We start from the raw sequence: 23,903 nt of genomic DNA, 5'->3' as shown, positions 1-23,903 counted from the left end.
ATGTTTAAAACACTTTGGTTTAAAGTTTTAGTTGGAATGGTTTTAGGAGTTGTAGTTGGGTTGATGCTCTCTCCAAATGCTTTTGCTTTAGTATCAAAAGAAGTAGCTTTTACAATTGCTCCTTGGGTTGCACTAGCTGGGAATATCTTTTTAGCACTTATAAAAATGGTAGTAATTCCTCTTGTAATGAGTTCAATAATTTTAGGAATTACAAGTGCAAATAATACAGAAACTCTAAAAAGTTTAGGTTTGAAAATAGCTCCATATTTTGTATTTACAACTATAGTTGCTGTTACTCTTGGTCTAATTATTGCTTTGTATATAAATCCAGGGCAGTATATATCAAAAGATATTTTAAATACAATTAGCACAAGTACTGTAGTAATCAAAGAGGTAAATCCTATTTCAAATACTTCAATTCCAGATATGATAGTAGATTTAATTCCTGTAAATGTAAGTCAAGCTGAACTTGATGGAAATATTCTATTTTTCGTAATTCTTGCTATTTTTGTTGGTGTTGCTTTGATGAATATGGAAGATGAAGACTCAAAACCTATGAAAGATTTAGCTAAATCTTTTCAAGCTTTTTCTATGACTGTTGTTAGTTGGGCTATGAAGCTTGCACCTTATGCTGTTTTTGGTTTACTTTGTAGTATCACTATTAAAATAGGATTTGATGCAATTTCATCTATGTCCATGTATGTATTTACAGTTTTATTAGGACTTTTTTGTCTTTTATGTTTTTATTTGACTGTGGCTTATTTAAGCTCAAAAATAAAACCTATTGATTTTTTAAGAAGAATTAGAGAGGTTCAACTTATGGCATTTTCTACTTCTTCTTCAGCTGCTGTTATGCCTTTATCTATGAAAACAGCAGAAGATAAACTAAATATTCCAACACCTATTTCAAAATTTGTAATACCTTTAGGTGCGACTATAAATATGGATGGAACAGCAATATATCAAGTAATAGCAGCTATATTTTTAACACAGTTATTTGGAATAGATTTAAGTTTAACTCAAATGGTTATTTTAGCTTTAACAACAGTTGCTGCATCTATTGGAGCTCCTAGTACTCCTGGGGTTGGTATAGTAATTCTTGCAACAATTTTACAAAGTTTAGGTGTGCCAGTTGAAGGGATTGCACTTATTTTAGGAGTTGATAGAATACTTGATATGTGTAGAACAACAATAAATGTTACAGGGGATTTAACAGCCTCTTTAGTTATGAAAAAACTTGTAAATATCACAAGTGATGAAGCAGAAGTTGCAAAAGAGATAAATGCTTTAAAAACAAAATGTGATTAAGGAAAACTATGAAAAAGAAAAAAACAGTATCATTAGTTTTAGGAAGTGGAGGAGCTAGAGGTTATGCTCATATTGGAGTTATAAAAGAGCTAGAAAGACAAGGATTTGAAATAAAATCTATTTCTGGTTCTTCTATGGGAGCTTTAATTGGTGGTTTATATGCTAGTGGAAAACTTCAAGATTATGAGGATTGGGTTTTACATTTTGATATTTTAGATGTTCTTGATTTAGTGGATTTCTCTTTCTCAAAAGGTGGGATGATTAAAGCAGATAAAGTCTTTGATAAAATCGAAGAGTTTATTGGTAAAGATATATTAATAGAAGATTTACCTATTCCTTTTACTGCTACTGCAACTGATATTTTAAATAAAAAAGAGGTTTGGCTACGAAAAGGAAGTTTAAAAGATGCAATTAGAGCATCAATAGCAATTCCAACTATTTTTACTCCTAAAAAGTTAAATGGAAGAGTTTTATTTGATGGTGGGATTTTAAATCCAGTTCCTATTTTGCCAGTAGCTTCAGAGTTTACAGATTTAGTTATTGCTGTGAATTTAAATGATGATGCTATTATGAAAACAAAATATAAAAAGATATTTGAAAAAGATGATAGTTATCTAAAAACGAGTATTGGTAAGTTTTTAAACAAAAAGTTTACAAAGAAGAAAGAACTTTCATATTTTGAGATTTTAAACCTTTCTATTGAGAGTATGCAAGATGTTATAGCAAGACACCAACTAGCAAGTCACAAGCCTGATATTATGATAAATGTTTCTTCAAAGGCTTGTGAGTTTTATGATTTTCATAAAGCAAAAGAGCTTATTTTATATGGAGAGACTCTTACAAAAGATATCTTAAAAAACTACTAGAAATAGCTTAAGCTATTTCTTTAAATAAGTAAATAAAAATAGTCCTAAAATTACTGCTAAAATAAAAATATTTGAAAAAAGCATAATTATAAAAAACACTATAGTTAAGACAAGTGCACTAAGTTTCAAAAACCCTCTATCAAATAGTATGATAGCAGTTATAAGCCCAATAATAGCATTTGCAATAAAAAAAGCATCAGCAAAAGCTACAAGATTATCCAAACTTAAATACTCTAAATAAACTAAAATCAAAGTAATTATATATATTGCTGATAGAAAATTTAAAGCTCCTATTGGAATATTGTTTTTCAGATGCTTTGATGTGTATGTTGTGAGTTTTAAAGATGATATAAGTCTAGCAACTCCTCCTACAAATAAAATCAAAGTTCCTATACATAAAATCATTGAAATAATAGCAAGAATTAAATCAGATAAATTTCCAAATAAAGGTTTTATTATCCATACTAATTTAAACTCTTCATTTTTAGGAAACTCTCCAAAACAAATAGCTAATGTAACTAAGATATAAACTAGGGATACTGTTATTGCTGAAAAAATTACAGCTTTAGTTAAAGTTTTTGTTTCTTTTACTTCATTTGAATAATTTCCTATAACTTCCCATCCAACTATTGCCCAAAATGCTAAAACAAAAGAGTAGCCTATTTGTGATAGTTCTATATTTGGAAGTGAAAAGATAAACTCATTTACATTTAGTAGGGTATAAATACTTGATAAAAGAAAAATTACAGTTATTGCAGAACTTACGATTAACATTAATTTTCCAAGAAAATCTATCTTTATTAGTAATAAAACATATGTAATTAAATAAATATAGAAACTTAACTCAACTAAAGATATATTTGGAAAATAAACTTGAATAAATTTAGCAGCTATTAAAAGCACAGCAACAGGTCCAAAAAATACAGCACATATTAAATAAAAAGAAGTAAGTAGTTGATATTTCTTGCCCATAGCTTCTTTTGTTGCAAGACTAACTCCTCCATCTCCTGGATATAAAATAGCAAGTTTTGCAAATACTAAAGCAAAAACAAAACCTAAACTTAAAATAGCAGCCCAAATAATAAGTGAAAAGTTTTGTGTCATATTATATAAAAGAGGTGGAAGAAGGATTAATCCAGAACCTAAAATAGGTCCTATAATTAATCCTGAAAGAGTTAAGGTATTTAGCTTTTTAGTTTGATTTTGCAACTTTCTCTCTCTTTTTGAAAATCTTTATATTATTTAAAATCTTAACGGCAATAAGAGTTAAAATAGTTCCTATTAATAAAGAGATACTTAAAGGCTCTTTTAGAAAAATAATACTAAATAAAATGGCAAAAAGTGGTACTAAAAATATAAATGAACTTACCTCATTTGTACCAAGTTTTTCAATTCCTATAAAATATACTGTTGTAGAGAATGTTGTTGAAACTACAGCTAATACAAGTATATTTATCCAAAAAATTGAGTCATAAGTTGTATAGTTAAACTCTAAAGAATCAGTAAAGAATATACTAACCATAACAGATGTTATTATATACATATATAAACTAAATACTATTGGTGAAGTTTTTGTAATCTTAGAACTTGTAATTGTAAGTGCTGGCCATAAAATAGAAGCTAAAAGAAAATACATATTTTCAATGGAAAATATCTGTTGTGAAGAAAAAGACCAAACATTAAGCATTGTCATAACTCCTAAAGCTCCAATGGCAAGTGCAAAGTAGTCTTTTTTTAATATTTTTTTACCAAAGAAAAAAGCCATTATTATAAAAGTATTTATAGGTATTAGTGTTGTAACTAATGCTCCTCCTAGTGAGGCTGTACCAAATTTTGTTCCTAAGAAATAGCACTTCATATAAGCAATCATAATAAATGAGGCTAATATAGCCAAAAGAAAACTTCTTTTATTTATATAAAAATATTTTCTTGTAAAAACTAATACAGGAACTAAAGTAATAATAGTAAAAAAGTTTCTTAAAAATATAAGTTCATACTCATTTATATAAGAGCTTAAAACTTTTGCATTTACCCATGATGCTCCCCAACCTGCCATTGCAATAATCATAATAAAGTAAAAAATGTTTTTGTTTGTGTCTGTCATCGTATAATCTTTTTATAAATTTGAAAAGATTGTATAGAAAAAATCTAATTATTTATAGAATAAAATTGCTATTCTTTTTTAAAGTAAGTGGAGTATATCCAAAATATTTTTTGAAGTTTCTTGAGTAGTGGGATTGGTCATTAAATCCTACTTCAATACTTGCTTGACTAATAGAAACACCTTTTTGAATAAGTCTATTTGCTTTGTTTAGTCTTTGATTTATAATAAATGCATGAGGAGTTAAACCAAACTCTTTTTTAAAAAGTCTTAAAAAGTGATACTTGCTTAGATTTACATTTGAGGCAAGTGATTCAAGTGTAAAGTTTGTATCTAAAGAGTCATTTATAAGTTCATATGTATCTTTTACTATTTTTCTATCTTCAAAAATTTTATTATACTCTTTTGTATAAATAGTATTTGAAAGAATTAATTCACTTAAAGCTTCAATCAAAAGTGATTCAATTTGCATTTCATCTTCTTTTGAAAAGTAGGCATTAAAAAAGTTATGAAGTTTAAAAAATAGAATTTTATTTTCTACTATATGTCTTTGAAAAAATGGTGTTCTTTTTTCATAAAAAATCTGTTCATACAAGTTTGAAAGAAGTTCAACCGTTGGATAAAAATTTGCATGACTCCAAAGTTTTGATTTTCCAGAGTGTACTTCTCCTGGATTATTTATTCTAATTGAGTATTCATAAGAATCATAAGATTCATAAGAGTTATATGATTTTAAAACACCTTGATATGTAAGCCCAATAGTATAAGTATCGTGATAATGTTTTGTAAAATCATTTGTTGATTGTTTAACATTTTCAAAAAGAATGTTTTCAAGAAGGTTTGACATAAATTAATAGTATCTAAATATTTTAGTAAAAAATAGAATAAAATTGCTATTTATTTTACAAAAGAGAAAAGCTTTTACGCTTTTTCTCTTTTTATTGTAAGAAGAAGGAATACCCCAATAACAGCTGCAATAAATGAAGCAGCAAATACTCCAAGTTTTACAGCAGCAATTGTACCTTCATCCAAGAATGCTAAGTGTGTGATAAAGATTGACATTGTAAATCCAATACCAGCAATAAATCCAACAGCTAAAATCTCTCTCCATGAAATAGTATCTGGTTTTTTAACTATTTTAAATTTATGTGCTAAATATGTTAATCCTAAAATACCAACTGGTTTACCAATCACTAGACCTAAAACAACACCTAATACAATCATTAAGTTTGCATTTACAGTACTAAAGTCTATTAAAACACCTGCATTTGAAAATGCAAATAAAGGCATAATAAAAAATGCAGAAAGACCATGTAAATTATGTTCTAGTCTTACAAGTGGGTTTTGTACTCTATCGTATCTATAAGCTATATTTTCAAGCTCATCTATTTGATGATGATTTAAAACAGGAATTGGATCCATATGCTTTTCAAACTCATCTAAAGAGTGTCTTGTCTCTTCAACAAATCTTTTTTCATCGATTTTTGAAGTAATAGGAATAGCAAATGCTAATAAAACACCTGCAATTGTTGCGTGAATACCAATAGCATGAATATAAACCCAAAGTGCAATACCAAGTATTAAATAAGGAATTAAACTTGTAACACCTTTTTTATTTAATATCCAAATTACAGCATAAATAATTCCTGCATGTAAAAAGTATTGACTTTGAATATCACTTGTATAAACAGTAGCAACAACTAAAACAGCACCTAAGTCATCCACAACAGCAAGTGCAACTAAAAATAGTTTAAGTGCTGGATTAACTCTTGTACCTAAAAGCATTAAGATACCTAGTGCAAATGCAATATCTGTAGCCATAGGAACACCAAAACCTAAAGGATTATTTGGATTTAGTGCCACATAAATAAGTGCGGGAATTGCCATACCACCAATTGCCGCAACTATTGGGAATGAAGCTTTACTTACACTTGAAAGTTCACCTATTAACATTTCTCTTTTTATTTCTAGTCCAACCATTAAGAAGAATAATGCCATTAAACCATCATCAATCCAATAAGTTAGCGTCATTGAAACTGATAGTTCACCTAGATTTATTCCTAGAGGCAAGTGCCATAAGTCATAGTAAGCTTGACCCCAAGAAGAGTTAGCAACAATAACAGCAGCAACTGTTGCAATAAAAAGAATAATACCACTTAAAGCTTCTTTATTTATAAACCGCTCAATAGTAATTAGTTGTTTAATCATTTATCTTTCCTTTTAATTTAGACAATTAGGACAAACGCCCTTGATAATTATGTTATCAACCTGATAACCTTCAAGATTGAAATCTAATTTTTCATGGATACACTCAATTTTAGAACAGATATTACAAATAAAATGAGAATGTTTTGTTTTTGATACTTCAAAATATCTCTTCTTGTCATTAGATTCAAATGAGTTGATGATATTTTGTTCTTCAAATTTTGTAATATTTCTATAAAAAGTAGCCTTATCCATTGAAAGATTATCTTTTATATCTTCATAGCATAAAGGTTTGCCTGATTTAACTAATATTTCTAATATAGCTTTTCTAGCTGTAGTTAGTTTTATATTTTTTTCGTGTGTTAATTTTTCTATGTTCATGAATAAATTATATCAATTTTTATTTAAAAGTAGTTTACTAGGGCTTTTTAGTTACGACTAAGTTGCATTAAAGTTTTTGTGTATTATTATTTCAAAAATGCAACTAGATTGCAAAAAGTATAAGATTTAAGGAAGTTATATGAAAAAAGTTTTAATATTTTTATTCTTATTTATTGGTATTAATTTATTTGCCAATGAAGTTACTGTAAGTATCTTACCTCAAAAATATTTCGTAGAAAAAATTGCTAAAGATAAAGTTGAAGTAAATGTTATGGTAAAAGCAGGTTTTTCTCCGGCAACTTATGAACCAAAAACATCACAAATGAGAAAATTAGCAAAGTCACAAGCATATTTTGCTATTGGTGTTCCTTTTGAAAAAGTGTGGTTAGAGAAGTTTGAAGATGCAAATAAAAAAATGCTTATGGTAGATACTACAGTAGGTATCAAAAAATTAGAGATGGAAGCTCATATTCATCATGATGAAGATGCACATAATAATGAAGAACATCATGACCACGATAGTCATAAAGATGAAGATGAGCATAAAGACCATGACCATGATAGTCATAAACATGAGAAAGAACATGAAAATGAAAAGCATGAAGATGAATATGACGGACATGAACATACAGGATTAGACCCTCATGTTTGGTTAGACCCAATGTTAGTAAAAGTTCAAGCAAAAAACATTTATGAAGCATTAGTAAAAATTGATGCAAAAAACAAAGAGTTTTATTTAGAAAATTATAAAGCTTTTGTTAAAGAGTTAGAGTCTTTAAACAAAAAGTTAGAATCAATTATTGAGCCTTATGAACATAAAGCATTTATGGTGTTCCATCCATCTTGGGGATATTTTGCAAAAAGATATCACTTAGAGCAAATCTCTATTGAAATTCAAGGAAAAGAACCAAAACCTTCACAATTAGTTGAACTTGTAGATGAAGCTAAAAAACATAATATCAAAATTGTATTTGTAGCTCCACAATTCTCTCAAAAAGGTGCAAGTGTTATCTCAAAAAGTATCAAAGGAAATACAGCAGTAATTGATCCTTTATCTTATGAATGGGATAAGAACTTATTAAAAGTAGCCAACGAGATAGCAAAAAGTTATAAATGATACGATATTTATTTTTAATATTAATTTTTAAGAGCATCCTTTTTGGATGTTCTTTATGCTCTGTCTATTCTCCTAAAACACATGTCTCAATTTCCATAAAAGCTGATAAAAAATATATAAAAAGTGCAAAAGTTAAATGGGTTTTTGCAAAAGAGTTTACAGGTGAACTTTTAAACTTATATGATACAAACCTTGATGCAACATTTGACGAAAAAGAATTAGAAGTAATTCAAGATGCACTACTAGCTTATATTGAACCTAAAAACTATCTAACACATCTTACTTATAGTACAAAAATTGAAGAAGTTTCTAAAACTCTTGATATAAAAAAATACAAGTTTAATTTTAATGATGGGGTTTTGAGTTTTGATTATGAGTTCGATTTAAACTATGAAATAAAGCATAACCACAAACTATACTTTGAAGTATATGATGATGCAGGTTACTTCATAATGCTTCTTGATGAAAAAAGACAACTTTTTAGTATTCCTTATAAAATAGAAAAAGAGCTTGATTATAATAGTGTAACTTATACAATAAATGCACCATCTCTTGCCTCACCTACAGAGCAGAGTATAACTGAACCTGTAAAAAGTGCAAGTGAAGTTAGAAAAAAAGAGAAGAATTTAATAGAAAAGTCATTAGAAGAAGAGAAGAAACCAAAAGAAGAGACACTTTTAGGTGATTTTGTAAAAAAAGTAAAATACTATTTAGTAGAGATTGAAAAAGGTGAAGATAAATGGGCTTTAATATTTTTGCTTTTTGCTTCTTTTGTTTATGGGATAATTCATGCAATGGGTCCTGGACATGGTAAAGCTTTAGCCTTTTCATACTTTAGTGCTCAAAAAAGTTCATATTTTCAAGCCTTTATGATTTCTTTGGCTACGGCTTTTATACATATTGTTGGAGCTTTAATTTTAGTAGTTATTTCAATTTTTATACTTCAAAGTGTTTTAAATAGTTTCTTAGATGATTCTATTAAATACATCACACAAACAAGTGCAGTTTTGATTATGCTTTTATCTATTTTTATTTTATATAGAAAGTTAAAGAAAAAATCTTGTGCTTGTAGTGCTTGTTGTAGTACAGTTGAAAATAAACCAATGTTTTCAACAAGTGGTAATGTAAACTTTGTACAAAATACTCAAAACAAAATACATTTTGATAATACAAGAAAAAAACAAGATTTAATTTTTGTTTTAACTGCTGGACTTATTCCTTGTCCTGGTACAGTTGTTCTTTTTGTTTACGCATTTATTTTAAAAACATACTTTTCAGTAATATTAGCAAGTATTGCTATCTCTCTTGGAATGGGACTTGTAATCTTTGCTTCATCATTTTTAGGAGTTTCTTTAAATAAAGTATCAGCTAAATCTACTAAAATAATCAATATTGTAGAAGTATTAGCACCTATAGTTATGTTTGCTTTAGGATTATTACTTCTTTTAAATGCAGATATTTTATAAGGAATAAAATGGATATTATCTCAAGTTTGAGAAAATATCTTCCAAGATTTAAAAAGGTTTTAGAACTTGGAAGTGAAAAGGGTGATGATTTAAAACTACTTCATGAATTTTATGAAGTAGTTGCAAGTGAAGTGAATAAAGAAAAAGTAAGATATTTAAAAGATGAATTTATTGATATTAGAGTGATAGTTTTAGATGCTTTTACTTTAGATACTCATAAAAGATTTGATGCAATATTTTCAAGAAACATTTTAGATAATCTTAGTTTACTTGATATAAATAGCTCTTTGAAAAATCAAAAAAATATTTTAAATAATGATGCTTTAATTTTTCATATAGTTGACTCTTCTAAACATGATAAAAATGAGATTTTAACTTTAGTAAATGAAAACTTTGAAGTTTTAGAAGAAGGATTTATTGGAGATGATTTTTATTTTATAGCTAAACTTAGTTGATTGAAATCAATGTTTATTTTTTCTATAAAAGATAAAATCCTAATATATAAAAATAAAGGTTTATCATGGAAAAAATAAATATTTATGATCATATTGAATATTCAAATGAAAAAGTTCAAATCACACCAATGTTACAAACATCATTTTCAAAAGAGATTAGAATAGTATTTACAAAAAATCAAATTATGAAAGATCATAAAACACCATATCCTATAACAGTGGAGATTTTTGAAGGCTCTATTGATTTTGGAGTAGGTGAAAAAGTTTATGCTTTAAAAAAAGGCGATATTGTAAGTTTAGAGGGGAATATTGTACATAACCTAAAAGCAAATGAAGACTCAATTGTAAGGCTAACTTTATCAAAAAATGATTCCTTATTTAGAGTAAAAAGTGTTTTAAAACTATAAACTAGAGTTTTTACTCTAGTTTATTCATCCTCTTTTGCAAACTTTTTGTATAAGAAATCTAAAATTGCTTCTCTACATCTGATATATTCAGGATCACTTTGAAGAGCAACTCTATCTCTAGGACGCTCTAAATTTACTTCTAATATTTCGCCAATAGTAGCTTCAGGTCCATTTGTCATCATAATTACTTTATCACTTAATAAAACTGCTTCATCAATATCATGGGTAATAATAATTACAGTATTTTGTACACTTTGTTGGATTCTCATTAGATGTTCTTGAAGATTTGCTCTTGTAAGTGAATCTAAAGCACCAAAAGGCTCATCCATAAGAAGTACATCAGGTTTGATTGATAATGCTCTTGCAATACCAACTCTTTGTTTCATTCCTCCTGATATTTCACCAGGGTATTTATCTTTTGCATGGTCTAGATTTACCATTGAAACAAAGTGTTCAACTCTTTGTTTTAACTCTTGTTTATTTAGATGAGGCATTACTTTTTTTACAGCCATTTCAATATTTTCATAAACAGTTAGCCAAGGAAGAAGTGAATGGTTTTGAAATACTACAGCTCTCTCAGGTCCTGGGCCTTTAATCTCTTTATTTTTTAGTAGTATGTTTCCTTGTGTTTGCGCATCAAGTCCTGCTATCATATTTAATAAAGTTGATTTTCCACACCCACTATGTCCAATAATTGAAATAATTTCATTTTTTGCAATTTTTACATTTACATCAACTACTGCTTTATACTCTTTCCCCCCTGGTAGAGGAAAGGCTTTATATATATTTTCTAATTCTAAAAAGTTATTATTACTCATGATTTTTCCTTCTCATTTACATCTTTTTTCTATAGTCAAAATAGTCTGCAATTTTTCCCATAAGAACATCTAAAATAAAACCAATAATACCAACTAAGATAATACCTATGATGATATTATGATATGAAAGATTGTTATACTCATCCCAAATCCAAAAACCAATACCAATTCCACCTGTTAGCATTTCTGCTGCAACAATAACTAACCATGCAATACCTAAAGATAGTCTCATTCCAGTAAAAATATATGGAACAGCTACAGGTAAAATAATCTTAAATACCTTTTCAATAGGTGAGAACTGTAAAACTTTAGCTACATTTAAATAGTCTTGATTAACATTTTTTACACCAAGAGCGGTATTTATAATAATAGGCCAAATTGATGTTACAAAGATTGTTGAAATTGCTGTTGCATCAATATCTTGGAATACAAAAAGTAATAATGGCAACCAAGCTAAAGGTGATACTGGTTTGAATATTTGTATAAATGGATCAAAAGCATATTGGAAGTTTTTACTCATACCAATAATTAGTCCTAATGGAACTCCCACTAAAACAGCAAGACCAAATCCTGAAAATACTCTTTGTAGTGAAGCTACAATTTGCCAAAATACACCTTTGTCATCTTGATTTTCAATATAAAAGGGGTCAGATAAAACACCTTCTAATTCATCTCCATCAGCTGTTTCTCCCCCAAAGGCATATACATATGTATCACTAGGTGTTGGGAATTCATCAACTATTGTTGCTATTCCAGACCATACTTGGATTAAGACTACTAATACTATTAGAGGAAATAGTATTTTTTTATAGATTTCTTTTTTCATTTTTAACCTTTCTTTGTTCTTTTAGATGCCTAGTATTTATTAGGAGGAGAAGTAATATGAAACTAGGCATTTAAAAAAACAAAATACTTATTTCTCTTTTTGTCAAAGTAAGTCTTTTAGACTTACTTTGTAACATATCTTGGATCTGCACAGCCAGCAGGTCCATAATGACACTCATATTTTGGTTGAGCTGTTTGAACACTCCATTGGTTTGCTTTTAATAAATCTTCTTTTGAAACAAGTGAGTTTTGAACTTTAAAATCAAAGATATAATCTACTGCTTTATTTGGATCCCAAACTTTTCCATCTAAGAATTTATTATATTTATCAACACCATCTTTTTTCCATGGACTTGGTGGTAATTTATAATCAACCTCTTTTGCAACTTGGGCAAATAAGTCAGGTCTATAAACTTTCTCAATAGTTGCTTTCATATCAACAGGTTTATCAAGTTGTCCCCATCTATACATTTGTGTAATAAACCACATACCATGTGAATAGAATGGATACGAAGCATAGTTATTTGCAAATACATTAAACATAGGATTTGAAGAATCTACACCTTTGTTATAAAGAAAAGTTCCACTCATTGATTTTTGAAGAACATTTTTTGGTGCTTTTACATAATTGTTTTTTGCTAAGAATTTAATAGCTTCTTCTCTATTTTCCCATGATGTATCAAGCCATTTTTGAGCTTTAATAACAGCTCTCATAACAGCTTTTGTAGTCTCTGGATATTTCTCAACAAAATCAGCTCTTGCTTGAAGTACTTTTTCTGGATTATTTCCCCAAATATCATAGTTTGTTACAAGCGCACTACCTTTACCTTTAAGTACGATTCTTGAGTTCCATGGTTCACCTACACAATAACCTTCAATATTTCCAGCAATTAAGTTAGAAGGCATAGTTGGTGGTGGAAATGGTTTAATAGTACAATCTTGGTCAGGTCTAATTCCAGAAGCTGCCATCCAATATCTTAACTCATAGTTGTGAGTAGAAACAGGATGAACCATACCAAAGTTTAAAGGCTGATATTTATCCCCTTCAACTTTTCTTTTTGCATCTATGTATTTTTTAAGTGAGTCAGCAGATACAGGTCTTTGTGTTTTATCAAGTCCATATTTTTCCATCTCTTTAATAATGTTATTACCATATGTAATTGCATTACCATTAAAGTCTAAAGATAATAAAGCTTGTAAATGAGCATCTCCATTTATTCCAAGTGTTGCAGCAATTGGCATACCTGCTAATGCATGAGAAAAATCATACTCTCCATTAATAACTTTTTGTTGAATTCCAGGCCAACCTCCACCTTCTTTTGCAACATGAACATCTAAACCTTCTTCTTTAAAGAAACCTTTCTCTTTTGCAATTACTAATGGAGCACAGTCAGTTAATGCAATAAAACCAATTTTTAATTTTGTTTTTTCTGGAGCTGCTAGAAGTGAACTTGCAACAATAGAAACACCTAATCCAATTTTTAATACCTGCTTAATCATGTTTTCTCCTTAAATTTACATTAATGATTTTTGATGTAACCATTATAACACTAGTAGTTGCTAAAATATACTAGTTTTTTGTATATAAAACATACAATAAAATCTTAAAATTACATAAAATTTGTTTTATAATGGATTACAGTAAAACATTAGTTTTTACATCCACTATATAAAAGGAATATTTTATGATTAAATCAGTTTGTGGTTATTGTGGTGTTGGATGTGGACTAGAATTCGATGAAAGCAAACTTCTTGGTGATGTGGCTTATCCTGTAAATGAGGGTAAGGTTTGCTCAAAAGGAGTTAGTGAATTAGTTAGTATTCAAACACCAACTAGATTATTAAGACCAATGATTAGAGATTCTGTTAATGATGATTTTAAATTATCAACTTGGGAAAAAATTATACAAAAAATATCGACAGAAATTAAGCAAGTAGATAAGGATAAAGTAGGATTTTATTTATCAGGTCAGTTATTAACAGAAGATTACTATATAGCAAATAAGTTAGGAAAAGGTTTTTTAAAAACAAATAATGTAGATACAAATAGTAGAACTTGTATGTCTAGTGCCGTAGTTGCTTATAAAAAATCTTTAGGGGCTGATTTCGTACCTCTTAGAATGAAAGATATTAATAAAGCAAACTTATTAATACTTGCAGGGGCAAATACAGCTGAAGCACATGTGGTATTTCATAATAAAATTAAAAAAGCTAAAAAACAAGGGCTTCAAGTAGTTGTAATAGACCCTAGATATACAGATACAGCAAAGATTGCAGATATTCATTTAGCTGTAAAACCTGGAAGTGATATTGACCTTTTTAATTTGATTTCAAAACGAATTATTGATGAAGGTTTAGTTGATGAAGAGTTTATAAACTCTCATGTAAATAATTATGATTTATTAGTAAATAAATTTAAACGAATTCCTGTAACAAAAATGTTGAAAAGAACAGGTTTATCAAAAGAAGAGTTTGAAAAGTTTTGGCTTTTATATAAAAATAGTCCAAATATAATAACAGCTTGGACAATGGGACTTAACCAGTCAGTTCAAGGAGTAGATAAAAATCTTGCTTTAATTAATACACATCTTTTAACAGGAAAAATTTTCAAGGAAGGAAATGGTCCTTTATCTTTAACAGGTCAACCTAATGCAATGGGAGGTAGGGAAGTTGGAGGACTTTCTACAATGCTTGCAGTTCATTTAGGTTTTGATGAAGAATCTATAAAAAAAGTTGAAGAGTTTTGGGGTGTAAAAGGTATTAGTAATAAGCCTGGACTTACAGCAACACAAATGCTTGAAGCAAATCTTGAAGTATTGATAGTTTGTCATACTGATCCAATATATCATCTTCCCAACAGAAATAAAATGGAAGAGTTAATAAAAAATATTCCTTTAGTAATTGAGATAAATGCTTATGAAAACTCTGAAACTTCTAAGTTTGCTCATATAAAACTTCCTGCAGCTCCTTGGGGTGAAAAAGAAGGAACACAAACTAATCTTGATAGAACCATAACAAAACAAGAAAAACTAACAAGAACTTCTATTGACTGTAAACCTGATTGGGAGATTTTTCAGCTAATAGCACAGGGCTTAGGCTTTAAAAAAGATTTTAATTATTCTCATCCAAAAGAGATATTTCAAGAGTATCAAGAAATGACAAAATTAAACTCTTATATGGATATTCATGAAGCAAATTATGATGATTTATCCAAAGAACCTTTTATTTGGGGTGAAAAAATAGTTGAAAATAAAGAGTTTTTAACAAGTGATAAAAAAGCAAATCTATTTTTTGTTGAAAATAAGTTATTAAGTGAAAAAGCATCTTTAGAATATCCATTTATTTTACTTACAGGAAGAACAAGAGACCAATGGCATAGTGGAACAAAAACAAATCTTCCAAGAACTCTTTTAAAGTTTAAAGAATTGAACTTTTGTGAAATAAATAGCGAAGATGCAAATAGTTTAGATATAAAAAATGGTGATGAAATCATAGTTAAATCTAAAAGAGGTGAGTTGATATCTTATGCACAAGTTGTTGAGACTATAAAAAAAGGAACTATATTTATTCCTGTAAGTAATAGAGATATGAACTATTTAACAAATGACATATATGACAAAGAATCATTAGAACCTGACTATAACCATAGTGCAGTAAAAATTGAGAAAAGGGTATAACATGAAAGAAAAATTAGTTGTAATTGGAAATGGAATGAGTGGACTTAGAGTTATTGAAGATTTGCTTGAAATAAATAAAGATAAATATGATATTACAATTTTTGGTGAAGAACCATATGTAAACTATAATAGAATCATGTTATCTTATATCTTATCTCAAGAAAAAACTTTTGAAGACACTATTATAAATCATGAGTCATGGTATGAAAAAAATGGCATAACTTTACATACGGGTGAAAAGATAGTAGAAATTAATAAAGAGAAAAAAACTGTAATCTCTCAAAGTGGAAAAGTTGAAAATTATGACAAGCTTCTAATAGCTACTGGTTCAAAACCTTTTATTCCTCAAACAGTAGGAAGTAATCTAAATAATGTAATTGCATTTAGAAATAAAGCAGATGTTGACACTATAATTAAGACAATAGATAAATCAAAAACAGCTGTTGTAGTTGGAGGTGGTTTACTTGGTCTTGAAGCAGCTTATGGAATTGCTATGCATGGAGTTAAGACTATTTTAGTACATAGAAGTGGCTCGATTCTTTCACAACAACTTGATAGTACTGGAGGTAAACTTCTTCAAGTGAATTTAGAAAAATATGGAATAGAATTTAAACTAAATACAACAATAAAACAAATAAATGGAACTAGTGATGTTGAAGAAGTAGAGTTTAGTGATGAAAGTAGTGTTGAATCAAATATTGTAGTATTTGCAACTGGGATTATTCCTAATAAAGATTTGGCAATTGAGGCAAAACTTGACACTAAAAAAGGAATTATAGTAGATGATTTTATGAGTACAAGTGATAAATCAATTTATGCTGTTGGTGAGTGTGTTGAGCATAAAGGAAATACTTATGGTTTAGTAGCACCCTTATATGAACAAGGAAAAGTATTAGCTAAAAAACTTGCAGATGTTGAGGTTGAGGGATATAGTGGCTCAACATTATCAACAAGACTTAAAATATCAGGAGTTGATTTATTTAGTGCAGGAGATTATCTAGGTGATGAAACAACAGAAGAGTTAATTTTACTTGATGAAAAAGTTGGTATTTATAAGAAACTTGTAATCTATGATAACAAGATTATTGGAATTGTTCTTTATGGGGATACAGCTGATGCTTCATGGTACTTAAAGCTTTTAAAAGAACATACAGATATTAGTGATTTACGAACTAAAATTTTATTTGGAAAGTCAGCACTTTCTGGGGATAGTGGTCATGGTGGAGATGATGTAAACTCTATGAGTGATGATGAAGAAGTTTGTGGATGTAATGGTGTTTGTAAAGGTGATGTTGTAAATGCTATTAAAGATAAAGATTTAAAATCTCTTGGGGATGTAAAAAGCTGTACAAAAGCTGGTGCTTCATGTGGGTCATGTCTAGGTTTAGTTGAGCAAATTTTAGTAAATACTTTAGGTGATGAATATAACGCAGTTGAAGAGGGCATTTGTGATTGTTGTGATGTGGGTCATAAAGAGATAAAAGAGTGTATAAATGAAAATGAGTTTTCAGATGTATATGAAGTTTTCGAAAAACTAAATTGGAAAACTGCTGATGGTTGTATCAAATGTAGACCAGCTATAAACTACTATTTACTTGTAAAATATAACGATGATAAATATAAAAATGACAAAAGAAGTGCTTTGGTAAATGATAGAAACTTCGCAAATATTCAAAAAGATGGAACTTACTCTGTAGTTCCTAGAATTTGGGGTGGTCTTACAAGTCCTCAAGAGCTAAAAGATATTGCAGATATAGCTGTGAAATATGATGTTCCAACAGTTAAATTTACTGGAGGTCAAAGGCTTGATATGTTAGGTGTTAAAAAAGAACAATTGGCTCCTATGTGGAAAGATTTAAATGATTGTGGTTTTGTTTCAGGACAAGCTTATGCAAAAGGTCTTAGAACGGTAAAAACTTGTGTAGGAAATCAATGGTGTAGATTTGGTACACAAGACTCAATGGGTATGGGTGTAAAACTAGAGAAATTAACATGGGGATCGTGGACACCACATAAATATAAAATTGCAGTATCAGGATGTCCTCGAAACTGTGCAGAAGCAACTATTAAAGACTTTGGAGTTGTTGCTGTTGATTCTGGATGGGAAATACATATTGCAGGAAATGGTGGTATTAAAGTTAGGGTTACTGATTTACTTTGTAAGGTTGAAACTGATGAAGAACTAATTGAGTATACAAAAGCATTTATGCAGTTTTATAGAGAGGATGCTTACTATTTAGAAAGAACGGCTCATTGGCTTGAAAGAGTAGGACTTGAGTATGTAAAGAAAGTAATGCTTGATTCCCAAAAAAGAGAATATTATGCTTTAAGATTTGAAGAGTCACAAAAAAGTGCACAAGTTGACCCTTGGGCAAAAGCAATTGAAGATGGCTTTACTAAGGAGTTTAGTCCTATTGTTATAAAACCAGAAGAATCAGTAAGCTTTGAAGCAAAGGAGATAAACTAATGCAAAACTGGATTAAAATAACAGAACTTGAAAATATCCCTTCAATGGGTTCAAGAGTAGTAAAATATGAAGATTTAGAAATAGCTATTTTTAAAACAAAAGATGGTTCAATTTATGCTATAAATAATATCTGTCCTCATAAACAAGGTAAGTTATCTGATGGTTTAGTTCATGAAAAAATAGTAACTTGTCCTTTACATAATACTGATGTTGATATGCTAAGTGGTGAGGCAATAGGTGAAGATTATGAGTGTACTAAAACTTATGATTTAAAGATTGAAGATAGTTTAGTATATTTAAATTTAAAGTAAAAATTATGGCAAAGGTATATTTAACTGGTGCAGGGCCAGGAGATAAAGAGTTATTAACTCTAAAAGCTTATAAGCTTATACAAAAAGCTGATGTGATTATTTATGATAATCTAGTAAATAAAGAGATACTAGAAGAAGCAAAAGAGGGTGTTGGGTTAATTTATGTGGGGAAAGTAAAAGATAATCATACTTTACCCCAAGAGCAGATAAATGAACTTATATATCAATGTAGTTTAAAACATGAATGTGTCGTAAGACTAAAAGGGGGTGACCCCTTTGTTTTTGGTAGAGGTGGTGAAGAAGCTTTGTACTTAAAACAAAGAGGTGTTAGCTTTGAAATAGTTCCAGGTATTACTTCAGCTATTTGTGTTCCTGCTTATGCAGGAATCCCTGTAACACATAGAAGTGTATGCTCATCTTTTCGAGTAGTAACTGGACATAAAAAAGTAAATGAAAGTATGTATGATATTAACTGGAATAGTTTTAAAGATGATGAAACTTTAGTCTTTTTAATGGGACTTCATAATATTGAACTTATTACTTCAAAACTACTAGAAATAGGTAAAAAGAAAACTCTTTCTTGTGCAATCATTTCAAATGGAACTACAAAAAAACAAAAAACAATAGTTGGAACTTTAGAAAATATAGTTGAAAAATCAAAAGAAGCTATAACACCTGCTGTTTTTATAGTAGGAGAGGTTGTAAACTTGCGAAAAGAAATAAAATGGTTTGAAAACTAAAAAGAGTTTTAGAACTCTTCTAGTTTTTTAAACTCATTTATAATCTCATCTATTGGCTCAATTCCAACAGATATTCTTAATAAATCTATAGGAAGTCCTATTTCATCTAAGAACTTATTCCCCTCTTTTGATTGGATTAGATCCCAGTGAGCTAAATAAGTATAAGGCATAAGAAGTGTAAACTCAGTACCTAAGCTAGGTCCTTTTGCAAAGTTTAGTTTGTCATATACTTCTTTAAATGCTCTATTAAAAGTAACAGAGATAATACCTGTAAGGCTATTATCATCTCTCATTGTTTGAGAATAGTTATCTTTGTTTTCTTCATTTAAACAGTAAAAAACTTTGTCAATGTAAGAACACTCTTCAAAGTAAGCAGCTAAGGCTTTTGTATTTGAACTTATTTTTTTAACTCTGCTTTTATAATCTTTTATTTGTAGTGCTAATCTTTGTTTATCTTTTATGTAAACTGGGTCACAATGTTTGAAAAACTCTGTTGTCATATGTGATAGATTATTTCTTTTATTTAAAATAATTGCACCCATTAAAACATCAGCATTTCCACAAGCAAACTTAGTAAGAGACTCTACAAAAATATCTGCATAATCTTCTAAATTTAGATTATAAGGCGTTGCAAAAGTTGTATCTATAACTAAAGGAATATTATACTTGTCACATAGCTTTCTTAATCTTTTAATATCTACTGTTTTTAAAAGAGGATTTGTTGGAACTTCTGTGATAATAGCACTTACTTTAAAACCTTCTGTTTCTAAATACTCTTCAAGTAAATCAAGATTTAAAATATCTGGAAATACTTTTGATTCTTGATAGTGATGATTTACGATATTCATAGTATCTAAATAAAGCCAACCAAACTGTACTAAAACAGTTCTTCCATTGTGTGCTTGAATAGAGTTGATACCTCTAACTACTGAATAAATAGCATTCATTCCAGATGGTGCTAAGCATACTTTATCTTTTGGTTGATTATAAGCACTAGCTAGAGTATCTATGATAATGTCATGGGCTTTTGATTCTTCTTCAAGCTCTTCTTCATGTATTTTATCAATCAATCCTAATTCAAAAAGATATTTTTCTGCAAGTCTTGAAGATAGGTTACAACCCACATGTTGAATATAGCTTAAAACTCTTTGTAATTGACAAGTGTCTTTTTGAACTAAGATAACACCAAAAGCTTCATCAACTTCAAGTTTATTGTTTATATAGTATTTATCACTTACTAACTTTACAGCTTTTTGTGAACTAAGTACTACTACTTCATAATCATCACTTACTTTATATTTATCTTTGATATAAAGTCCAAGCTGTTTTAGGTAAGGGTGAAGTACAAATCTTGGATAACCACTTTTGATAATCTCACATATTTCAGGTGTTTGCATCTCATAATCAATCACATCTTGTAAGTATGGCATCGATACTGATACTGCATGTACATTATTTACAGGAAGTGTTTCTCCTGTTGGGATGTGATTAAAATAGTTTTTGCTCATTTATTACCTTCTTACTTTACTGCCTGTTTAATATCTTCGATTAAATCTTCTACATTTTCTAAACCAATAGAAAATCTTACTGTTCCCTCAGCTATTCCAATAGCCTCTAACTCTTCTTTAGAAAAAGATGCATGAGAAATCTTAGCTGGAATTTCTACTCTTGAATCAGGGCTTCCAAATGAACACTTTTCACCATAAATCTTAGTGTTTTCTATAAACTTTTCAGCTAGTTCAAGTGTCTTGAAGTCTGCACAGAATAGCCCTGGAATATAATCCATCTGCTCTTTTGCTAATTCATGCTGTGGATGTGATTCTAATGCTGGGTGAGTAACTTTAGTGATATACTCTTGCTCTTCTAAGAACTTCGCAATAATGATAGAGTTTTTCTCATGCTCTTTCATTCTAACTTTTAGAGTTGGAATACCAAGTGTGATTAGATAAACATCCATTGGGTTTTGAGATCTTCCACCTGCATTTGCATAGTAGTGAACTTCATCACTTAACTCTTTTGTTGCTGCAACAATAGCTCCTGCAACTACTGCTCCATGACCTGAAATATATTTAGTTGTTGAGAAAAGAGAAAAATCAGCTCCAAGCTCAATAGGTCTTTGAGAGATAAATGTAGCAAGTGAGTTATCAACTGCAAATAAAGCATTGTATTTGTGTGCTAAGTTAGCTACTTTTTTTAAGTCAATGATTTTAAGACCTGGGTTTGTAGGACTCTCACATAAAACTAAATCAATAGGGTTATTTTTTAGAATCTCTTCCATTGCATCAAACTCTAGGAAATTTGCAAAATGAACTGTAACATTGTACTTTTCTTTAAATACTTTTAGAAGTCTAAATGTTCCGCCATAACAGTCAGCTTCTACTAAAATATGTGAGTTTGCTTTTAGAGTTGTTTCAAATAAAAGTGCAACAGAAGCAATACCTGTGTGTGTACATACACATCCAGCACCACCTTCAACTTCAGTGAAAAGATTTTCTAACATCTCTCTTGTTGGGTTGTCACTTCTTGTATAGTCATAAATTTTATCACCATCTTGCTTTTTTAAATCAAATGTTCCTGTGTTGTAAATAGGAAAGTGAGAAGCACCAGCTTGTTCAGCAAATGGTGCAAATTTTGCAATATGGCTTAATGATGTTTCAACATGTTTCTTCATAAGAGTCCTAATAATACTTTTTAGGGGATTATATCGAAGTTTTACTAAGAGAAAAAATGAAGTAATTTTTATTATAATTAAAAGTTATATTATATAAATAAAAGAGGTGAAGCCTCTTTTATTTATTCGAAGTATTCTTTAACTGTTTCTTCTAATTCTTTTACACTTAAAACACCTGAGTGTCTTCCAACTTCCATACCATCTTCAAGGTACACAAGTGTTGGAACTCCAAAGGCTTTAAATCTTTTTGTTGTTTCTTTTTGTTTTGTTACATCTACTTTATAGATGTAGATGTCTTTTGGTTTAGTACTTGTAGCATATTTTGTCATGTTCTTCTCTAGAACCTTACAAGAGCTTCACCAGATTGCGTGGAAATCAACTATTACATTTTTTCCTGCTATTTTTTCATCAAAATTTTCATCTGTTAGCTCTTCAAAAGCAAACAGTGATGTTGAAAGAAAAAATAGCATTGCAAGTACTATTTTTTTCATAATATTCCTTTTGAAATTTTTAAAAGTATAGATTTTTTTCGTGTAGTTTATGTTAAGAGTAAAATAGGACAAAATTTATCTTATTTTGTGGATTTTTTTGATAATGTATAAAAAATACAAACAATTATAAAAGAGAAAATATATGAAATTAGATGAATTAAAAGTAAATATTGATTATTTTGAATTTGAGGAGAGTTTATATCAAAAACTAGATGCAACACCTGTTTTAAATCCTAAGCTAGTTTCTTTTAACAAACAAGCCTGTGATTTAATAGGTTTAGATTATGAAGAGTGTGAAACGCAAGAGTTTTTAGACTTTATGAATGGAAGGAAGGTTTTAAAAGGTTCAACTCCTTACTCTATGGTATACGCTGGGCATCAGTTTGGATATTTTGTATCACAATTAGGTGATGGAAGAGCTATAAACTTAGGAAGTATAAATAACTGGCATTTACAAACAAAAGGTTCAGGTCTTACAAAATATTCACGACAAGGTGATGGAAGAGCAGTTCTTAGGTCTTCTATTAGAGAGTATATTATGAGTGAGGCTATGCATGCTTTAGGAATACCAACTACAAGGGCTTTAGCTATTATAGACTCAGAGTCTTTTGCCCATAGAGAGTGGGAGAGTGAGTCTTGCTCTATAGTTATGAGGCTTTCACCTTCATGGATTAGAATAGGAACTTTTGAGTTTTTTGCAAGAACTGATGATGCTAAAGCAAATGTAACTCAACTTGCAGATTATGTGATAAATCAGTCATATCCTCACTTAAAAAATGAAGAGAATAAATATCAAAAAATGTTTTATGAGTTAGTTGATAGAAGTAGTGAACTTCTTGCTTACTGGCAAGCATATGGTTTTATGCATGGAGTTATGAATACTGACAATTTCTCTATGGCAGGGCTTACTATTGATTATGGGCCTTATGCTTTTATGGATTATTTTGATAAAAACTGTATTTGTAATCATACAGATAGTGAAGGGCGATACTCTTATAATAATCAACCTTATGTTGCTAGATGGAACTTGATGGTTTTAGTAAATGCGATGGGCTCTATCATAGATGAAGAAAAAGCAGTAGAGTATTTACACTCATTTTTACCACAACATGAAAATGTTTATTTAAATCTTATGAACAAAAGATTAGGTTTAGATGGTTCTAAAAGTAGTGATAACAATGCTTCTTTAGTAAAAGAGTTATTAGGAAGTTTAGAAAGCTCAACTATGGATTACAATGTCTTTTTTTATAGACTTACACAACTAGACAGTTTTGATGATTTAAGCAGTATTACTGATATAGCAGTTTTTAGAGAGCCTTTAATACAGTGGTTTGAGTCTTATAAAAAAGTATGTGAAAAGCAAAATAGCAGTTTTGAGAAAAGACAAAATATTATGAAAAAAGTAAATCCAAAATATATTATCAAAAACTATATGCTTCAAGAAGCTATTGAAAAAGCTCATGAGGAAGATTATAGTTTAGTAAATGATTTACTAAAGATTGCACAAAATCCTTTTGATGAGCATAAAGAGTTTGAAAGGTATTCAAATCCAACACCACAAGAGTTTGCGAATCTGAAACTTAGTTGTTCTTCATAA

General features: G+C 29.3%; 22 protein-coding genes and 1 pseudogene. 11 read left to right on the top strand and 12 right to left on the bottom strand.

Annotated features, from left to right (window positions below):
• Positions 1-1,308, top strand: coding sequence for a dicarboxylate/amino acid:cation symporter (locus ACH5BF_RS08540; RefSeq protein ID WP_423273789.1), 1,308 nt, complete (start codon positions 1-3; stop codon positions 1,306-1,308).
• An 8-nt stretch (positions 1,309-1,316) separates the two neighbouring features.
• A complete protein-coding gene (locus ACH5BF_RS08535; protein WP_423273788.1) occupies positions 1,317-2,174 on the top strand; it encodes a patatin-like phospholipase family protein in 858 nt (285 codons plus the stop codon).
• A 12-nt stretch (positions 2,175-2,186) separates the two neighbouring features.
• Here ACH5BF_RS08535 and ACH5BF_RS08530 read toward each other — a convergent pair whose 3' ends face one another.
• From ACH5BF_RS08530 to ACH5BF_RS08510, 5 genes are all read right to left on the bottom strand, one after another.
• On the bottom strand, positions 2,187-3,383 hold the full coding sequence (locus tag ACH5BF_RS08530; protein WP_423273787.1) for an APC family permease: 1,197 nt from the start codon (positions 3,381-3,383) through the stop codon (positions 2,187-2,189).
• Positions 3,367-4,278, bottom strand: coding sequence for a DMT family transporter (locus ACH5BF_RS08525; protein ID WP_423273786.1), 912 nt, complete (start codon positions 4,276-4,278; stop codon positions 3,367-3,369). Before ACH5BF_RS08525 ends, ACH5BF_RS08530 begins: the two co-directional genes overlap by 17 nt.
• A gap of 52 nt (positions 4,279-4,330) precedes the next feature.
• The gene (locus tag ACH5BF_RS08520; protein WP_423273785.1) at positions 4,331-5,122 is read right to left on the bottom strand and encodes a helix-turn-helix transcriptional regulator; all 792 of its coding nucleotides are present in this window, start codon (positions 5,120-5,122) and stop codon (positions 4,331-4,333) included.
• Positions 5,123-5,196: 74 nt separating this feature from the next.
• Positions 5,197-6,483: a Na+/H+ antiporter NhaA gene (gene nhaA, locus ACH5BF_RS08515; RefSeq protein ID WP_423273784.1), complete on the bottom strand. Its 1,287-nt coding sequence runs from the start codon at positions 6,481-6,483 to the stop codon at positions 5,197-5,199.
• Between the two features lie 12 nt (positions 6,484-6,495).
• Positions 6,496-6,861: a Fur family transcriptional regulator gene (locus ACH5BF_RS08510; protein ID WP_423273783.1), complete on the bottom strand. Its 366-nt coding sequence runs from the start codon at positions 6,859-6,861 to the stop codon at positions 6,496-6,498.
• Positions 6,862-7,000: 139 nt separating this feature from the next.
• Between ACH5BF_RS08510 and ACH5BF_RS08505 the strand changes: the two genes are divergently transcribed.
• The 4 genes from ACH5BF_RS08505 to ACH5BF_RS08490 all read left to right on the top strand — a co-directional run bounded on the left by ACH5BF_RS08505 (position 7,001) and on the right by ACH5BF_RS08490 (position 10,306).
• Entirely contained in the window at positions 7,001-7,978 is a 978-nt protein-coding gene (locus tag ACH5BF_RS08505) for a metal ABC transporter solute-binding protein, Zn/Mn family (protein WP_423273782.1), read from the top strand.
• On the top strand, positions 7,975-9,444 hold the full coding sequence (locus ACH5BF_RS08500) for a HoxN/HupN/NixA family nickel/cobalt transporter (protein WP_423273781.1): 1,470 nt from the start codon (positions 7,975-7,977) through the stop codon (positions 9,442-9,444). The genes ACH5BF_RS08505 and ACH5BF_RS08500 overlap by 4 nt, the downstream gene beginning before the upstream one ends.
• Positions 9,445-9,452: 8 nt before the next feature.
• Positions 9,453-9,899, top strand: a complete 447-nt coding sequence (locus tag ACH5BF_RS08495) for a class I SAM-dependent methyltransferase (protein WP_423273780.1) — start codon at positions 9,453-9,455, stop codon at positions 9,897-9,899.
• A 65-nt stretch (positions 9,900-9,964) separates the two neighbouring features.
• Positions 9,965-10,306, top strand: a complete 342-nt coding sequence (locus ACH5BF_RS08490; RefSeq protein WP_423273779.1) for a cupin domain-containing protein — start codon at positions 9,965-9,967, stop codon at positions 10,304-10,306.
• Between the two features lie 20 nt (positions 10,307-10,326).
• On the opposite strand, the gene ACH5BF_RS08485 is transcribed toward ACH5BF_RS08490, so the two are convergent.
• The 3 genes from ACH5BF_RS08485 to ACH5BF_RS08475 form a co-directional block, all read right to left on the bottom strand.
• On the bottom strand, positions 10,327-11,124 hold the full coding sequence (locus tag ACH5BF_RS08485) for an ABC transporter ATP-binding protein (RefSeq protein ID WP_404306396.1): 798 nt from the start codon (positions 11,122-11,124) through the stop codon (positions 10,327-10,329).
• Positions 11,125-11,140: 16 nt separating this feature from the next.
• Positions 11,141-11,950: a nitrate ABC transporter permease gene (gene ntrB / locus ACH5BF_RS08480; protein ID WP_423273778.1), complete on the bottom strand. Its 810-nt coding sequence runs from the start codon at positions 11,948-11,950 to the stop codon at positions 11,141-11,143.
• Positions 11,951-12,072: 122 nt separating this feature from the next.
• Positions 12,073-13,449 carry a CmpA/NrtA family ABC transporter substrate-binding protein gene (locus tag ACH5BF_RS08475; RefSeq protein ID WP_423273777.1) on the bottom strand — a complete coding sequence of 459 codons (1,377 nt, stop codon included), beginning with the start codon at positions 13,447-13,449 and terminating at the stop codon, positions 12,073-12,075.
• A gap of 185 nt (positions 13,450-13,634) precedes the next feature.
• Here ACH5BF_RS08475 and ACH5BF_RS08470 point away from each other — a divergent pair, with 185 nt between their 5' ends.
• From ACH5BF_RS08470 to cobA, 4 genes are read left to right on the top strand one after another with little or no spacing between them, the layout of a single operon-like run.
• Positions 13,635-15,626 (top strand): molybdopterin oxidoreductase family protein, encoded by a 1,992-nt coding sequence (locus ACH5BF_RS08470; RefSeq protein WP_423273776.1) that lies wholly within the window; start codon positions 13,635-13,637, stop codon positions 15,624-15,626.
• A gap of 1 nt (position 15,627) precedes the next feature.
• On the top strand, positions 15,628-18,093 hold the full coding sequence (gene nirB / locus ACH5BF_RS08465; protein WP_423273775.1) for a nitrite reductase large subunit NirB: 2,466 nt from the start codon (positions 15,628-15,630) through the stop codon (positions 18,091-18,093).
• Positions 18,093-18,404: a nitrite reductase small subunit NirD gene (gene nirD, locus ACH5BF_RS08460; RefSeq protein ID WP_423273774.1), complete on the top strand. Its 312-nt coding sequence runs from the start codon at positions 18,093-18,095 to the stop codon at positions 18,402-18,404. The genes nirB and nirD overlap by 1 nt, the downstream gene beginning before the upstream one ends.
• A gap of 5 nt (positions 18,405-18,409) precedes the next feature.
• The gene (gene cobA / locus ACH5BF_RS08455) at positions 18,410-19,144 is read left to right on the top strand and encodes a uroporphyrinogen-III C-methyltransferase (protein WP_423273773.1); all 735 of its coding nucleotides are present in this window, start codon (positions 18,410-18,412) and stop codon (positions 19,142-19,144) included.
• An 8-nt stretch (positions 19,145-19,152) separates the two neighbouring features.
• On the opposite strand, the gene ACH5BF_RS08450 is transcribed toward cobA, so the two are convergent.
• The 4 genes and pseudogenes from ACH5BF_RS08450 to ACH5BF_RS08435 all read right to left on the bottom strand — a co-directional run bounded on the left by ACH5BF_RS08450 (position 19,153) and on the right by ACH5BF_RS08435 (position 22,306).
• Complete coding sequence (locus ACH5BF_RS08450) at positions 19,153-20,652, bottom strand: PLP-dependent transferase (RefSeq protein ID WP_423273772.1); 1,500 nt, start codon at positions 20,650-20,652, stop codon at positions 19,153-19,155.
• An 11-nt stretch (positions 20,653-20,663) separates the two neighbouring features.
• Positions 20,664-21,815 carry a trans-sulfuration enzyme family protein gene (locus ACH5BF_RS08445; protein ID WP_423273771.1) on the bottom strand — a complete coding sequence of 384 codons (1,152 nt, stop codon included), beginning with the start codon at positions 21,813-21,815 and terminating at the stop codon, positions 20,664-20,666.
• 122 nt (positions 21,816-21,937) lie between these two features.
• Positions 21,938-22,156: pseudogene (locus ACH5BF_RS08440) on the bottom strand (thioredoxin family protein); the annotation flags it as partial.
• 15 nt (positions 22,157-22,171) lie between these two features.
• Positions 22,172-22,306, bottom strand: a complete 135-nt coding sequence (locus tag ACH5BF_RS08435; protein WP_423273770.1) for a YbbN family protein — start codon at positions 22,304-22,306, stop codon at positions 22,172-22,174.
• A gap of 142 nt (positions 22,307-22,448) precedes the next feature.
• Between ACH5BF_RS08435 and ACH5BF_RS08430 the strand changes: the two genes are divergently transcribed.
• Positions 22,449-23,903 (top strand): protein adenylyltransferase SelO, encoded by a 1,455-nt coding sequence (locus ACH5BF_RS08430; protein WP_423273769.1) that lies wholly within the window; start codon positions 22,449-22,451, stop codon positions 23,901-23,903.

It is taken from the genome of Arcobacter pernae (assembly GCF_049472135.1).
Lineage (GTDB): Bacteria > Campylobacterota > Campylobacteria > Campylobacterales > Arcobacteraceae > Arcobacter_B.
Note: the sequence above shows the minus strand (reverse complement) of the source record. Positions and strands in the feature narration are given on the sequence as shown.

Coding starts and splice junctions, on each gene's coding strand:
- ACH5BF_RS08540 (WP_423273789.1), top strand. CDS start 1: ATGTTTAAAACACTTTGGTTTAAAGTTTTAGTTGGAATGGTTTTAGGA.
- ACH5BF_RS08535 (WP_423273788.1), top strand. CDS start 1,317: ATGAAAAAGAAAAAAACAGTATCATTAGTTTTAGGAAGTGGAGGAGCT.
- ACH5BF_RS08525 (WP_423273786.1), bottom strand. CDS start 4,278: ATGACAGACACAAACAAAAACATTTTTTACTTTATTATGATTATTGCA.
- ACH5BF_RS08520 (WP_423273785.1), bottom strand. CDS start 5,122: ATGTCAAACCTTCTTGAAAACATTCTTTTTGAAAATGTTAAACAATCA.
- nhaA (WP_423273784.1), bottom strand. CDS start 6,483: ATGATTAAACAACTAATTACTATTGAGCGGTTTATAAATAAAGAAGCT.
- ACH5BF_RS08510 (WP_423273783.1), bottom strand. CDS start 6,861: ATGAACATAGAAAAATTAACACACGAAAAAAATATAAAACTAACTACA.
- ACH5BF_RS08505 (WP_423273782.1), top strand. CDS start 7,001: ATGAAAAAAGTTTTAATATTTTTATTCTTATTTATTGGTATTAATTTA.
- ACH5BF_RS08500 (WP_423273781.1), top strand. CDS start 7,975: ATGATACGATATTTATTTTTAATATTAATTTTTAAGAGCATCCTTTTT.
- ACH5BF_RS08495 (WP_423273780.1), top strand. CDS start 9,453: ATGGATATTATCTCAAGTTTGAGAAAATATCTTCCAAGATTTAAAAAG.
- ACH5BF_RS08490 (WP_423273779.1), top strand. CDS start 9,965: ATGGAAAAAATAAATATTTATGATCATATTGAATATTCAAATGAAAAA.
- ACH5BF_RS08485 (WP_404306396.1), bottom strand. CDS start 11,124: ATGAGTAATAATAACTTTTTAGAATTAGAAAATATATATAAAGCCTTT.
- ntrB (WP_423273778.1), bottom strand. CDS start 11,950: ATGAAAAAAGAAATCTATAAAAAAATACTATTTCCTCTAATAGTATTA.
- ACH5BF_RS08475 (WP_423273777.1), bottom strand. CDS start 13,449: ATGATTAAGCAGGTATTAAAAATTGGATTAGGTGTTTCTATTGTTGCA.
- ACH5BF_RS08470 (WP_423273776.1), top strand. CDS start 13,635: ATGATTAAATCAGTTTGTGGTTATTGTGGTGTTGGATGTGGACTAGAA.
- nirB (WP_423273775.1), top strand. CDS start 15,628: ATGAAAGAAAAATTAGTTGTAATTGGAAATGGAATGAGTGGACTTAGA.
- nirD (WP_423273774.1), top strand. CDS start 18,093: ATGCAAAACTGGATTAAAATAACAGAACTTGAAAATATCCCTTCAATG.
- cobA (WP_423273773.1), top strand. CDS start 18,410: ATGGCAAAGGTATATTTAACTGGTGCAGGGCCAGGAGATAAAGAGTTA.
- ACH5BF_RS08450 (WP_423273772.1), bottom strand. CDS start 20,652: ATGAGCAAAAACTATTTTAATCACATCCCAACAGGAGAAACACTTCCT.
- ACH5BF_RS08445 (WP_423273771.1), bottom strand. CDS start 21,815: ATGAAGAAACATGTTGAAACATCATTAAGCCATATTGCAAAATTTGCA.
- ACH5BF_RS08435 (WP_423273770.1), bottom strand. CDS start 22,306: ATGAAAAAAATAGTACTTGCAATGCTATTTTTTCTTTCAACATCACTG.
- ACH5BF_RS08430 (WP_423273769.1), top strand. CDS start 22,449: ATGAAATTAGATGAATTAAAAGTAAATATTGATTATTTTGAATTTGAG.